The following is a 14,478-nucleotide window of genomic DNA, read 5'->3' as shown; positions in this document are numbered from 1 at the left end:
CCCGGCCCGCCGGTCAGGCCTCCGGGTAGCGGCGCGGGGTCCACGCCACGCGGGAGCCGTCCGGGCGCTCCGTGACCTGGGTCTGCGAGGAGCCGATCAGCAGGATCGTGCGCATGTCCACCTCGGAGGGCTCCAGTTCGCCGAGCGCAAGGACGCGGACCGACTGCTCCGGGCCGCCCACGTCCCGAGCGACGACCACCGGGGTCTGTTCCGAACGCAGCTCCAGCAGCAGCTCCTTGGCCTGGGCCACCTGCCACGTCCGGCTGCGCGAACCGGGGTTGTACAGGGCGAGCACCAGGTCCGCCGCGGCGGCGGCGCGCAGCCGCTCCGCGATGACCTCCCACGGCTTGAGCCGGTCCGACAGGGAGATGGTGGCGTAGTCGTGGCCGAGCGGGGCCCCGGCCGCGGCGGCCGCCGCGTTGGCGGCGGTCACCCCCGGCAGGACCCGTACGGGCACGTCCTTGTACTCCGGCTGCCCGGCGACCTCCAGCACGGCGGTGGCCATGGCGAACACGCCGGGGTCGCCGCCGGAGACCACTGCCACGCGCTTGCCGCGGCGGGCGAGTTCGAGCGCGAACTCGGCCCGCTCCGACTCGACCTTGTTGTCGGAGCCGTGCCGGACCTGGCCCGGCTTCACGGGGACCCGGTCCAGGTACGTGGTGTAGCCGACGAGCACCTCGGCGTCGGCCAGCGCCCGCCGCGTCTCGGGGGTGAGCCAGAGCGGCCCGGCCGGGCCGGTGCCGACGACCACGACCCCGCCGGGGCCGGACGGCACGCTGCCCCGGTTCCCGATGCGGCTGGGCACCACGGCGACGGCGAAGTACGGGACGCTGTCGGGGTCGGTGTCGGCGAGGACGCCGGTCCGCTCCCCCGCCATGGTGGCGCGCTCCACGTACCGGGCCTCCGCGAGGCGGCCGCTGCCCTCCATGGCCCGGCGTACGGCGGGGAAGGTGCGGCCGAGCTTCATCACGACCGCCGAGTCGGTGGCGGCGAGGCGGGCGGTGAGCTCCTCCTCCGGCAGGGTGCCGGGCAGGATCGTCAGCACCTCCTCGCCCTCGACGAGCGGGGTGCCGAGGCGGGCCGCGGCCGCGCTCACCGAGGTCACACCCGGGATCACCTCGGCCTCGTACCGGTCGGCGAGCCGCTTGTGCATGTGCATGTACGAGCCGTAGAAGAGCGGGTCCCCCTCGGCGAGCACGGCGACGGTCCGGCCGGCGTCGAGGTGTGCGGCCAGCCGGGCGGCGGACGCCTCGTAGAACTCCTCCATCGCCCCCTGGTAGCCGCCGGGGTGGTCCGTGGTCTCGGTGGTCACCGGATAGACCAGCGGCTCCTCGATGTGGTCGGCGCGCAGGTGCTTCGCGGCGATCGAGCGGGCGATCGAGCGGCCGTGGCGGGCGCTGTGGTACGCGACGACCTGGGCCTCGGCGATCACCTCGACGGCCCGCAGCGTCATCAGGGAGGGGTCGCCGGGGCCGAGCCCGACGCCGTACAGCTTCCCGGAGGTCGTTCCCGTGCTCATTCTTCCTCGCTCGCGATCGCGTTGACGGCGGCGGCCGCGATGGCGCTGCCGCCCCGCCGGCCGCGCACGATCAGGTGGTCGAGCCCGGAGGCATGGGCGGCGAGCGCGTCCTTGGACTCGGCGGCGCCGATGAAGCCGACCGGGACGCCGATGACGGCGGCGGGGCGCGGTGCGCCCTCCTCGATCATCTCCAGCAGCCGGAACAGCGCGGTGGGCGCGTTGCCGACGGCGATCACGGAGCCCTCCAGCAGGCCGCGGTCGCGCCAGACTTCGAGGGCGGCGGCGCTGCGCGTGGTGCCCATCTCGGCGGCGAGGGCCGGCACGGCGGGGTCGGAGAGGGTGCAGATCACCTCGTTGCCGGCGGGCAGCCGCTTGCGGGTGACGCCGCTGGCGACCATCTGCACGTCGCAGAGGATCGGCGCGCCCGCGTTCAGGGCGGCCCGCGCGCGGAGCACGACGTCCGGGGTGTAGCCGAGGTCCTGGGGCAGGTCGGTCATTCCGCAGGCGTGGATCATGCGCACCGCGACCTGGGCGACGGAGGCGGGCAGCCCGGAGAGGTCCGCCTCGGCGCGGATCGTGGCAAAGGACTGGCGGTAGATCGCGGCGCCGTCCTTCTCGTACTCGAACACTGTGTACTCGCTCATTTCTTCGCTGCGTCGTGGGAGGTGGTGCGGCGTACGGCCGCGAGGGCCGCGGGAAGTTCGGAGGCCGGGACACCGCGGAGCGGGGCGCGACCGGCCGCGCAGAGGTCGTACCCGTCGGCGGTGGCGACCACGTCCGCCCAGGCGGTGCCGCGGGGGTGCCCGCACCGGCGTTCGCAGCCGGACCAGTGCACGGGCAGCAGGCGGCTCGTCCCCGCGGGTGCGTCTGCGGGTGCGCCGGCGCCTGCGTGCGCCGCGGACTGGGCCTGGGCCTGGGCCTGCTGCGCCACGGCGGCACGCGCGTCGGCGCGGACGTCCGCCAGGGATTTCGCGCAACCGGGGCGCCCCGTACAGGCGGTGACGGACCGCCAGGGATCGTCGGCGCCGGTCACCAGACCGGCCTCGGCGAGCGCGGCGAGCGCGCCGTCGGCCGCGTGGGCCGGCAGGCCGGGCACGACGATCCCGCGCCACGGGGTCAGCCGGACACGGCCCGTGAGCCCGGCCAGCCGGCGCCACTGGGCGGTGGTCAGGCGCCCCAGCGGCGCGAACACGCTCAGCGCGGCGGCGCCGTCGGGGCCTTCGACCACGCCGGGTTCGGGGGCCGGCCCGCGCAGGGTGGGCGAACTCCGCACGACGGAGGCCGAGATGCCGCCGGCGGTCAGCCGCGCACCCAACTCATCGGAACGCAGCGCGTGTTCGGCAGGCAGCTCGGAGACCCGCCAGGCCCGGGTACCGGCCCGGCGGACGGAGTCGAGGAAGTACGAGGCGGCGAGGAGCGCGGCCCGCGGCGCATCGGCGGCGGCCACCAGCAGGGCGTCCGCCGCGCCGGCGGTCCACAGCAGGGCCCGGCCTCCGCCCCGGACGGCGGCCAGGTTCACATCGGCTGCGAGCGAGGTCACGTCCCCGCGGCCGTCGTCGAGGGCGAACAGGAAGCGCCCGGACAGTCCGGCCGCCGGCGCGCTCCCGCACAGCAGCCCGTCCAGCTCTGCCACCCAGGGCGCCACGTCGGGCAGACCGCCCCGGTCCAGGCCGGTCAGCGGCGAGGCGACGATGTTGCGGACCCGCTCGTGGGTGGGCGCGGGCAGCAGCCCGGCGCGCACGAGCACGGCCTGCAGCTCGCCGCCGCAGCTCGCGCCGAGTCCGCGCAGCTGCGCGTTGCCGCGCGAGGTGAGGTCGACGTGCCCGTCGCCGAGCCGGTCCGCCGCATCGGCCAGCAGCAGGGCCGCGTCCGCGTCGAGCATCCCGCCGGGTATCCGGATCCGGGCCAAGTACCCGTCGTCCGCCGCGTGCAGCCGCAGCGCGCCGGGGCAGGCGTCACCGCGGTCACGTATGACCGGTTCGTCCCGCGGTGCGGCGGAAGGGGGCTGGGGCGGCATGGCGGCGAGCATACCCACGATTCCCCGACCCCGAGCTGTGTCCGTCACCACCCGCCCCCTGCGCCCCGCCCTCCGCCCGACCTGCCCGGATCCGCTCCCCTGGCGCGGGACACCCCCACTCCCGGCCAGGGGGAACGCCACCTAAGATGACCACCGGCGGAGCCACGTGGCCCGCTGGGAGGAAGCCCGGTGCGAATCCGGCGCGGTCCCGCCACTGTGAACCCGCGGAGCGATCCGCCGGGTGAGTCAGGAACTCCCGCTGTCCACACTGCCCGGGGCGCGGAAACCCCGAGGAAGGCATGCCGCCGCATGATCCTGCTGCTGTCGACGTCCGACACCGATCTGCTCAGCGCCCGCGCCGCCGCGGACGGCCCCGTGCCGTACCGGTTCGCGAACCCCTCCCGCCTTCCCCTCGACGACCTCCCCGCCCTGCTCGACGGCGTCGACCTGGTCGTCGTACGCCTCCTCGGCGGCCTGCGCGCCTGGCAGGAAGGCCTCGACCTGCTCCTGGCGCCGACCCAGACCCGCCCGGTGGTCGTCCTCACCGGCGAACAGGCCCCGGACGCCCAGCTGATGGAGGCCTCGACGGTCCCCATCGGCATCGCGGCCGAGGCGCACGGCTACCTCGCCCACGGCGGTCCCGCCAACCTGGACCAGCTGGCCCGGTTCCTGTCCGACACCGTGCTGCTCACCGGCCACGGCTTCGAGCCGCCCGCCGCCGCTCCCACCTGGGGCCCGCTGGAGCGCACCCCGGTGCGCCCGTACGGCCCGCGCATCGCGGTGCTCTACTACCGCGCACACCAGATGAGCGGCAACACCGCCTTCGTGCACGCCCTGTGCGACGCGATCGTGGAGACCGGCGGCACCCCCGTACCGCTGTACGTGTCCTCCCTGCGCACCCCCGAACCGGAGCTGATCGCCGAGCTGGAGTCCGTCGACGCGGTCGTCACCACCGTGCTCGCGGCCGGCGGCACCAAGCCCGCCACGGCCTCCGCCGGCGGCGACGACGAGTCCTGGGACGCGGGCGCGCTGGCCGCGCTCGGCGTCCCGATCCTCCAGGCCCTGTGCCTGACCGGCTCGCGCAGCGCCTGGGAGGAGAACGACGAGGGCCTGTCCCCGCTCGACGCCGCGACGCAGGTCGCCGTGCCCGAGTTCGACGGCCGCCTGATCACCGTCCCGTTCTCCTTCAAGGAGCTCGACGAGGACGGGCTGCCGGCGTACGTCGCCGACCCCGAGCGCGCCGCCCGCGTCGCCGGCATCGCCGTACGGCACGCCCGGCTGCGGCACATCGCGCGCCGCGACAAGAAGGTCGCGCTCGTCCTCTCCGCGTACCCGACCAAGCACTCCCGCATCGGCAACGCGGTCGGCCTCGACACCCCGGCCAGCGCCGTGGAACTGCTGCGCACCCTCATCGCGGGCGGTTACGACTTCGGGCCCGTCGAGGACATCCCGGGCCTGGTCTCCGGCGACGGCGACGAGCTGATCCGCGCCCTGATCGAGGCCGGCGGCCACGACCAGGACTGGCTGACCGAGGAGCAGCTGGCCCGCAACCCGGTCCGGATCCCGGCCGCCGACTACAAGCGGTGGTTCGCCGAGCTCCCGGCCGAGCTGCGGGACAGCGTCGAGCAGCACTGGGGCGAGGCCCCGGGCAACATGTTCGTGGACCGCTCGGCCAACCCGGAGGGCGACATCGTCCTCGCGGCCCTGCGCCGCGGGAACCTGCTCATCCTGATCCAGCCGCCGCGCGGCTTCGGCGAGAACCCGATCGCGATCTACCACGACCCGGACCTGCCGCCCTCGCACCACTACCTGGCCGCGTACCGCTGGATCCAGGCCCGCGCGCAGGACGGCGGCTTCGGCGCCGACGCGATGATCCACCTGGGCAAGCACGGCAACCTGGAGTGGCTGCCGGGCAAGAACGCCGGCCTGTCCGCGGCCTGCGCCCCGGACGCCGCGCTCGGCGACCTCCCCCTCATCTACCCCTTCCTGGTCAACGACCCCGGCGAGGGCACCCAGGCCAAGCGCCGCGTGCACGCCACCCTGGTCGACCACCTGGTGCCGCCGATGGCGCGCGCGGAGTCGTACGGCGACATCGCGCGCCTGGAGCAGCACCTCGACGAGTACGCGCAGATCTCCGCGATGGACCCGGCGAAGCTGCCGGCCATCCGCGCCCAGATCTGGACGCTGATCCAGGCCGCGAAGCTCGACCACGACCTGGGGCTGGAGGAGCGCCCCGACGACGAGGGCTTCGACGACTTCCTGCTGCACGTCGACGGCTGGCTGTGCGAGGTCAAGGACGCCCAGATCCGCGACGGACTGCACGTCCTGGGCGGCGCGCCGACCGGTGGGGCCCGGGTCAACCTGGTCCTGGCGATCCTGCGCGCCCGCCAGATCTGGGGCGGTACGACGGCCCTGCCCGGCCTGCGCGAGGCGCTCGGCCTGGACGAGTCCGCGGCCACCCGGACGACCGCCGACGAGGCGGAGGAGGCGGCCCGCGCGCTGGTCCAGGCGATGGAGGACGCGAACTGGGCGCCGGAGGCGGTGGCTTCGGTCGCCGCCGGCCATTCGGCGGACGTGACGGCCGTACTGGACTTCGCCGCGCGCGAGGTCGTCCCGCGGCTGGCCGGCACGACGGACGAGATCGCGCACGTGGTCTCGGCCCTGGACGGCCGCTTCGTCCCGGCGGGCCCCTCGGGTTCCCCCCTCCGGGGCCTGGTGAACGTCCTCCCCACGGGCCGGAACTTCTACTCCGTGGACCCGAAGGCCGTCCCCTCCCGCCTCGCGTGGGAGACGGGCCAGGCCCTGGCCGACTCCCTCCTCACCCGCTACCGCACGGACAACGGCGAGTGGCCGGCCTCCGTGGGCCTGTCCCTGTGGGGCACGAGCGCGATGCGCACCTCCGGCGACGACGTCGCCGAGGCCCTCGCCCTGCTCGGCGTCCGCCCGGTCTGGGACGAGGCCTCGCGCCGCGTCACGGGGCTGGAGCCGATCCCGCTCGACGAGCTGGGCCGCCCCCGCATCGATGTCACCCTCCGCATCTCGGGCTTCTTCCGCGACGCCTTCCCGCACGTCATCGGCCTGCTGGACGACGCGGTCCGGCTGGCGGCGGGGCTGGACGAGCCCGCGGACCGCAACCACGTCCGGGCCCACGCCCAGGCCGACCTGGCCGTCCACGGTGACGAGCGCCGTGCGACGACCCGCATCTTCGGCTCGCGCCCGGGCACGTACGGCGCCGGCATCCTCCAGCTGATCGACTCCCGCGACTGGCGTACGGACGCCGACCTCGCGGAGGTCTACACGGTCTGGGGCGGCTACGCGTACGGCCGCGGCCTGGAGGGCCGGGCGGCGCGCGAGGAGATGGAGACCGCGTACAAGCGGATCACGGTGGCCGCGAAGAACACGGACACCCGCGAGCACGACATCGCCGACTCGGACGACTACTTCCAGTACCACGGCGGCATGGTGGCCACGGTCCGCGCCCTGCGCGGCACGGCCCCGGAGGCGTACATCGGCGACTCGACGCGCCCGGAGACGGTCAAGACCCGCACGCTGGTCGAGGAGACCTCCCGCGTCTTCCGAGCCCGCGTGGTGAACCCGAAGTGGATCGAGGCGATGCGCCGCCACGGCTACAAGGGCGCCTTCGAGCTGGCGGCGACGGTCGACTACCTCTTCGGCTACGACGCCACGACGGGCGTGGTGGCGGACTGGATGTACGACAAGCTGACCGAGACGTACGTCCTGGACCCGGAGAACCGCGCCTTCCTGGAGGAGGCCAACCCCTGGGCCCTGCACGGCATCGCGGAACGCCTCCTGGAGGCCGAATCCCGCGGCATGTGGGAAAAGCCGGACCCCCAGATCCTCGAATCCCTCCGCCAGGTCTACCTGGACACGGAAGGCAACCTGGAAGCCGACTCGGAGTAACCGCATCCTGAAAGAGGCCGTCCTCCCCACCTCTGAAAGGTGGGGAGGACGGCCTTTTCCGTGGCTGGGATGCCACGCCCCTGCCGCGTCAGCTGAGCCCGACGGTCACCTCGACCGCGACTCCGATGCATCCGAACAACGCCAGTCCAGCTCCGATGAACCGGTACACACCAGTCTGGTAAGCGTCGAAGACACCAAACGTCACAGTGGCAATCACGTCACTGAACCGGTCTGCGATTCCCTTGACATTGAGCGCCAGTAGGAGTCCGATCGCCGCGAACAGCGCCATGAAAACAATGGAGGGCACGCTCGCCTCGGAAGACACCCGTCCTGCTGTGATCATCACCACGTGAGCCTCGCTTGTCATATATGCCACTTTACTTTCACCTCCAGTCCACGGTGAACAGGTGCCCGATCCTGGTGCCGTAGGTCTGACTGAGGCCGACCTCCGCACCGACACCGACACCCGCGCTGAAGCTGGTGGTTCCTACGGGCTCGTTCCTGATGTTTCTGGAGCCGATCGACCTCTCATGGGCCGTCGAGACCGACAACCCATAGGACGCCGTTGCGGTACCGCCCCAGCCGTCGCCTCGCAGCTGCTCGAAGTCCGTCGCATTGCTGCGCATACCCGAAAGCTGCAGGTTCCCCCCGAATGAGACGGCCTCGGTGCCCTTGCTGAAGCTGACACCGTACTCGGTCTTGCCGTCCGGACGGTCGGTCGCAAGCAGACAGACCGAGGCGTTGACACCTCCACCGAGCCCGAGCGAACCGCCCAGACATACCCCGCTGGTGTCATTCGCCTCAAGAGGCAGGACGTACTTGTCCCATTTGTCACCGACCCAATCCGTTGCCTTCTCCCACAGACTTCGGCTGTCGCTCTGCGGATGCGGCTCGGAGGCCGCGAGCACCACTACAGGGGGCGGCGGCGGAGGCGGCGCCTGGGTGCCCTTGCCGGGCCGGCTGGTCGAACCGCCGGAGCGTCCGGAGCCGCTCGAACTGGTGCAAGCCAGGTTCTGGCAGCCGTAGTGCTTCTGGCGGACGTACTCGGGGTCGAGGGTTCCGCCGACGGATTCCACGATGGTCTCGTAGCGGTTTCCGTAGTCGTACGGGTCGTTGCCGTTGTGGCACTTGTACATGCCGCTGGCGCACTCTTCGAGTTGCTTGCCGGTGGGGTCCCAGAATGTGAAGGGGTTCTGGTTGGAGTAGGTGTATCCGTGGAGCTGCTGCGAGTCCTTCAGGTCCATGATCGGGTCGACGGAGATGAACCGCCCGGTCAGGGGGTCGTATTCGCGGGCACCGATGTGGGTGAGGCCGGTGTAGGCGTCCTTGGTTCCGCCGACGAACGCCTTGTCTCCGACCCAGCCGGTCGGCTGGCTGCCGCGGGCTTCACCGAAGAGTCCGGTCTTGCGACGGGTGACGGCCTGAGTGGCGTCCGCGCTGATCTGACTGGTGCCGGTCCCGTGGTGGTCGGTGAGGGTGAAGGTGAGCTTGCCGCCCTCGCGCATGGCGACGCCGTCGTAATAGCGGGTGCCGGTGACCTTTCCGGTCTGGTCCAGGTGGAGTTCGTTGCCGCTGGGGAGGTAGAGCGTGGTGCCCTTGGTGTCCTTGCGGAGCAGACGTTGGCCTGCGGCGTCGTAGAGGAAGGAGTTTCCGGTGGTGCCCTGGTTGAGGGTCTTCAGGTGGCCTTCGACGTCCCAGTCGAGGTACTGGGTTTCACCCGTGCCGCTCTTGCGGGTCTTGGTGTTGCCGCTCTCGTCGTAGGTGAAGGCCTCCTCGTGGGGGTCGGTGCCGGTCTGGGTGACCTTGGTGAGGTCGTGCTTGCCGACCGTCGGCTGGGTGTAGGTGCGGACCGTGTCCGTGGTCGGGCCCGAGGCGGTCTTGTGCTTGGTCTCGGTCTTGCGGTTGCCGACCGCATCGTAGGTGTACGTCGTCCAGTACGGGTCTTCGCCGCCGATGACCGTCGCCGACGGGGAGCTCGCACAAGCCTCGCCCGTGTTGGTCCAGACCTCGGTGATGCGGCGCAGCGCGTCGAGGTTGACGCACTGGGTGTCGGTGGTGCGGGTGGCGTCCTGGCCGAATGCGGTGGCGATGGAGGTGAGGTTGCCCGCGGGGTCGCTGGTGTACTTGGTGTCCTCGATCCGCTGGGGTGCGAGGTCACGGTCGGTGTAGGCACGGCTGACGGCACCGGTGTGCTCGTCGTACTCGGTCGAGCGGTACAGGCGCTGGCCGAGGGCTCCGAGCTCCTGGCGGGTGCTACGGCCGTAGTGGTCGTAGGTCATCGCCGAGACGAGGCGGCTACTGCCGGCTCCCATGGTGTTGAGGAGGCCCGAGACCGACTTGTAAGTGCTGCCGACCGTTTCGGCGGGCAAGTCGCCCATGGCCGGATGCCTGGTCGTCAGGACCTGGCCGGCGATGTTGTAGGTGTTCGTCCACTGGTAGGTGCCGGCCAGCGCTCCCGTGTCGGGGGTGGCCGGGATGGTCACCTTTGAGACGAGCGGCTGGTAGAGGTTGTTGTAGGAGAGGACCTCCGACTCGTACGCCTTGCCGTCGACGTAGCGCGTGGACTTCGCCACCTGCCCCTTGGCAACCGTGTCGTAAACCTGAGCCGTCAGGGTCGTCGTGCCCTGCTTCACCGTGGAGGGGCGGCCGAGGTCGTCGTAGTCGGTGTGCACGGTGATGCCGCGGGCGTCGGTTACATCGGTTGCGCGGTCGCCGCCGTCGTAGGCCGTCTTGGTGACGCCCTTGTCCGGGTCGCTGTCCTCGATCCGGCGGCCACGGACGTCGTAGGTGTACGTCCACTTCGCGTTGGCCGGGTCGGTGACCTGCGCCAGCTGGCCCAGCTTGTTGAAGGTGTACAGCGTCGATTGCGAGGTCGTGCGCGCGGCGTTGGTGTACTGCCTCACCTCGATGGTGCGGCCCAGCGCGTCGACGACCGTGGTGGTCGCTGTGCCGCCCTGGGGCGGGATGACGGTGGTGGTGTCACCGGTGTAGCTGGTGGTGGCGCGCTTGGTCTCGGTGCCGAACTTCTTGGAGATCACCGCGGTGGGCCGTCCGGCACCGTCGAAGACGGTGTCGGTGGAGGCCGGGTAGTTGAGCTCCTGTCCCGTGACCAGGTCGGGTGAGGGCGCGCCGTCGGCGTAGTAGGTGCCGGAGTTGCGCCAGGCCAGGCCGCGGGTGTCGTAGAACGTCTCGGTGACCAGACGCCCGGACAGGTCGGGCGACTGCGTCTGCGTCTGGCGCTCGCGCAGCAGGCCGTCCCGGATGGAGTAGACGGTGGAGTACTTGTAGTCGTGCGTCAGCGTCTTCGAGGTGACGACGTTCGGACCGTCATTGCGGACCGTGTAGTCGAACACGCGGCTGGGCGAGTTGGGGTTGTCGGCGGCCGTCCAGTTCGGCAGCCAGACCTTCACCAGCCGCCCGAGGGCGTCGTACTCGGTGCTCGTGACCTTGCCGTTGGCGTCAGTGACCATGGTCGGCTGCGAGTGCAGCGGGTCGAGGTTGGACGTCGTGGTGTGACCCAGGGGGTTCGTCACCGTCATCGAAGACGGTGCCTCGCCCGCGGCCGGGCTGTAGGCCGTCGTGGTGACCTTGCCGTAAGCGTCCGCCGTGGCGAGCGCCCGACCGTAGGCGTCGAAGCACAGCTCGTTCTTCGCGGCACCGCACGTCAACGGCACGGTGAAGATGGCGTCGTAGCCGTCGCCCTTGCCATTGATCTTCTCGGTCTTCGTCACCAGGCCCGAACCGGGCACAGTGCCCAGCGCACCGTTGTCGAAGTAGGTACGGGTGTCGGAGATCACGTCGACGGGGCGGCTGGCGACCGTACCGCAGGGCACGCCCACCGTCTCGACGCGGCTGTGCTTGTCCAGGATCCAGGTCCCGGTGTTGCGCGCGTACGTGGTCGTGGTGCAGGTCTCGTCGCCGGTCTTGGCAGCGTCGCCGGCACTCGACTCCCAGTCGACCATGCCGTACTCGTCGAAGTGACGGGAGGTCTCAGTGGTCCGGGTACCTCCGGTGACGGTGGTCCGGGTGGCCTCCTTCTCCGTACCCGTCTTGTACGAGACCAGGTCAGGCAAGCCCGAACGAACTCGCTTGGCCACGACACCCGAGCGCCAAGGCGTGCTGGACTTGGCGTTGATCAGCTTCGTCGTGTCGTCGCCCTCGAAGGCGGCCGACTCGCGCACCATGCCGGCGAACTCGGGCCGGTCGGTGACCCCGGTACCCCCGGAGTCCTTGACGTCCTTGCCGTCCAGGCCACGGAAGTACCGGGTCTCGGAGAGCATCTTGGCGTCGCTTGCGGCACCGGTGCGCGTCTGCACGAGCTCATAGCCGCGGGAGACCGAGTGCACACGGTCATCTGCCTTGGTGAACTCACTGGTGTCCTTGTCCCACGCCGCCCCACCGAGGTAGGCGTACGAGGTCACCTTGTCCGGCGTCGAGGCGAGGTTGTCACCCTCCACGATCTGGGTCACCACGTAGCTGTTGAACCAGTCGACCTTGGAGGTCTCGCCCTCCCAGGCCCACTTGACCGGGTAGCAGCGGGTCGTGTTCGTCTCGTCCGGCTTCGGCAGCGTGGTGGGTGTGCAATCGGGCTGGGAGTACGTCACACCGATGGTGCCGCCGCTCTCCGTGGTCACCTGGTACATGCGCAGCCGGATGAACGGCGCGAGACCGTCACCGGTGGCATCCACGCGGTTGGGCCGCTGCTCACCGGCGAACGTGACCGGGGGAAGCGGGATGTCGGTCGCGGCACCCGACTTCGCCGTTCGGGTGATGGACTTCAGCCACATCGGGGTGGAGATGCCGTCGCCCGCCGGCGGGAAGTTCTGATCCAGGGCCCAGGAGTCGACATCCTGGTACGCACCACCGGTGAGGACCTTGGTGTTGATGCCGGTCAGGCGCTTGCGGGACCAGAAGGTCGGCGAGAACTGGTTCTTGCACTCGGTGGACCCGTCCTTGCAGAAGAGGTCGAACGGGGCGTCGGGCCAGTTCTTGGCGTTGGTCTCGTCAAAGGTGCCGCAGGTGCTCAGGCAGCGCTCGGAGACGTCGAAGGTGACCTGGCCCATCGCCTTGGCCGAGTAGACCGAGTCCGAGCGCAGGCCGTAGTCGATGTGGTCCAGCCAGCCGCCGCGAACGTACGGGGTGACCGTGCCCTTACCGGTGGTTGCCGAGACGTTGCGGCCGTAGTTGTTGGTCTCGGTCTTCCAGTAGTACGCCATCGCGCTGCCGCCGGGAGCGACCACGTAGTCGAGCTGCCAGCGCCAGGCCTGCTGGCACCAGCCGCTCGCGAAGGAGGCGTTGTAGCAGGGCTCGCCCGCCTGGTTGCCGAACACAGGGACCGTCCATGCCGAGTTCGTCGTCGGCGTGGAGGCGTCCTTCCACCCGGGCAGCCGGTTCAGACCGAAGAAGTACTGCGTGCCGTCGGTCGTGGTGACCTTCCAGTGCTCGCCGTCGTTGTCCCCGTTGCTGGCGCCGGTGAGCTTCTCGACCTTCTCGCCCGAGTCGGACGCCGGGTGCCAGCCCTTGCCCGCCTCGTAGACCAGCTCGGTCGACTTGCCGCCCAGGGAGAGCGTGGCGTTGTCGTTGAACCAGCACTGGTCACCCACCTTGGTGGTGTTCGTGCCGCCGGCCTTGTCGTCCTCGCAGGACTTGTACCGCCGCTCGATGAACCCCGGCTCCCAGTTCCAGCCGTCACCGATCCACGACGCCTGGCTGTTCGACGCGCTCATCCGGCCGTCGACCGACTGCGAGCTGTAGCCCAGCCCGATCTGCGGCGCCTGCCCACCGGGCACGGGCGGGACATTGATCCCGTACGACCAGCTGAAACCCCCGGTCGAACCACCCGAGGACCAGGAGCCGGACGGCTGCAAGGACGTCGCCTTGTAGTCACCCGTCGGACCTGAGTCGTCCGCCGTCGCCGCCAGGACCATGGCCCCCGCGGCCCCGGACGCCGCCGGGGCAGCCTGGGCTCCCGCCGCCTTCGCGCTCAGGCCGGGCGTCGAGACCTGCGCGGACAGCTTGCCCGCGCGCGTGTCGTTCTGCGTCTGCAGCGGCTTCTGCGTACGGCACTCCGCGCGGTCGGGAGTGGTCAGCGCACAGGCCGGGAGTTCCACCAGGTGCAGGCGGGAGACGTAGTCGCCTCCGTAGGCACCGCGGAAGGAGTTGTAGTCCACCTCGACCTTGGCCGACGCGGACCGCGCCGAGCCGTCAGCACGGCCCACCGACAGCAGCACGCCGTCGATACCGGCCTTGCGCGCCGCGTCCTTGGCCGCGACGGAGACCTTCACCCTCGACGGCGCCTCGGCCGCCTTGCCCGGAGCGGCGTAGACCGCGACCGGGAGCTTGCCCGCCTGCTGCGCACCCGAGCCGATGGCCGGAGACTGCGCCGCGCCGGTAAGGAACGACTTCCCCACCGGACCGGGAGCAGGAGCCAGGTCCACCTCCGCCGAACCCGCCGCCGGCCAGGAGACCTTCGGGGCCTTCCACGGCGCCGCCGCTTCATCGGCCTTCTTCGCCCCACCCGCACGGACCGGCTTGACCGGCACCGCCTTCGGCTGCTTCAACTCCGGCAACGACGGTTTGGATTTGCTGTCCGCCACGGCAACCGCACCCGGCAACATGCCCGAGAGGACCGCTGCGGCCAACGCCACAGAAAGCCCTCGCATGCGAAATCTTCTCACACCCCACCCCATGCTTCCATGAAAAATTACTGGCGCAGACTAACAGGGCGAATTCACCAAACCGACATACCGCCCTGCATGGATCCGACCAAGTGGATCTAGTGGATCAATTCGGGTGGTGCGCCTAAATTGGACATAAAGAGCGCAGGTCAGAGCGGTAACAGCCTCATTTGCAGCGTAGGGTTGCCACGAATAATCGGACTGTTGGAGTGTGCGTGAGAAGAAGAGAGGCCCTCCCCGGTACGCCGGGCGGGCGGGGGATTTCACGGGTTATTTCCGTGGCCCTCATAACCGGAATAGCTGCTACCGGTCTGGGGGTAATACACCCGTCGGAGAGTGCGGTC

6 protein-coding genes and 1 riboswitch are annotated in these 14,478 nt (G+C 70.8%); of the genes, 1 reads left to right on the top strand and 5 read right to left on the bottom strand.

The genetic code is table 11. The features are described 5' to 3' along the window. Positions 1 to 13: 13 nt before the first annotated feature. From ACIBAD_RS19850 to ACIBAD_RS19840, 3 genes are read right to left on the bottom strand one after another with little or no spacing between them, the layout of a single operon-like run. Positions 14 to 1,519: a precorrin-2 C(20)-methyltransferase gene (locus ACIBAD_RS19850; protein ID WP_398907889.1), complete on the bottom strand. Its 1,506-nt coding sequence runs from the start codon at positions 1,517 to 1,519 to the stop codon at positions 14 to 16. After that, positions 1,516 to 2,163 (bottom strand): precorrin-8X methylmutase, encoded by a 648-nt coding sequence (locus tag ACIBAD_RS19845; RefSeq protein WP_208328960.1) that lies wholly within the window; start codon positions 2,161 to 2,163, stop codon positions 1,516 to 1,518. Before ACIBAD_RS19845 ends, ACIBAD_RS19850 begins: the two co-directional genes overlap by 4 nt. Then, on the bottom strand, positions 2,160 to 3,536 hold the full coding sequence (locus ACIBAD_RS19840) for a cobalamin biosynthesis protein CobG (protein WP_398907887.1): 1,377 nt from the start codon (positions 3,534 to 3,536) through the stop codon (positions 2,160 to 2,162). Before ACIBAD_RS19840 ends, ACIBAD_RS19845 begins: the two co-directional genes overlap by 4 nt. Positions 3,537 to 3,675: 139 nt before the next feature. Next, a riboswitch (cobalamin riboswitch) is annotated at positions 3,676 to 3,813 on the top strand. A gap of 32 nt (positions 3,814 to 3,845) precedes the next feature. On the opposite strand from ACIBAD_RS19840, the gene cobN reads away from it, so the two are divergent. Continuing rightward, entirely contained in the window at positions 3,846 to 7,457 is a 3,612-nt protein-coding gene (gene cobN, locus ACIBAD_RS19835; protein ID WP_398907886.1) for a cobaltochelatase subunit CobN, read from the top strand. 88 nt (positions 7,458 to 7,545) lie between these two features. Here cobN and ACIBAD_RS19830 read toward each other — a convergent pair whose 3' ends face one another. Together ACIBAD_RS19830 and ACIBAD_RS19825 are read right to left on the bottom strand one after the other, a co-directional pair. After that, the gene (locus ACIBAD_RS19830; protein WP_134070147.1) at positions 7,546 to 7,824 is read right to left on the bottom strand and encodes a hypothetical protein; all 279 of its coding nucleotides are present in this window, start codon (positions 7,822 to 7,824) and stop codon (positions 7,546 to 7,548) included. A gap of 16 nt (positions 7,825 to 7,840) precedes the next feature. After that, positions 7,841 to 14,053, bottom strand: coding sequence for an RHS repeat-associated core domain-containing protein (locus tag ACIBAD_RS19825; protein ID WP_398907885.1), 6,213 nt, complete (start codon positions 14,051 to 14,053; stop codon positions 7,841 to 7,843). Between the last annotated feature and the right edge of the window lie 425 nt (positions 14,054 to 14,478).

It is taken from the genome of Streptomyces sp. NPDC051109 (assembly GCF_044455885.1).
Taxonomy (GTDB): domain Bacteria; phylum Actinomycetota; class Actinomycetes; order Streptomycetales; family Streptomycetaceae; genus Streptomyces.
Note: the sequence above shows the minus strand (reverse complement) of the source record. Positions and strands in the feature narration are given on the sequence as shown.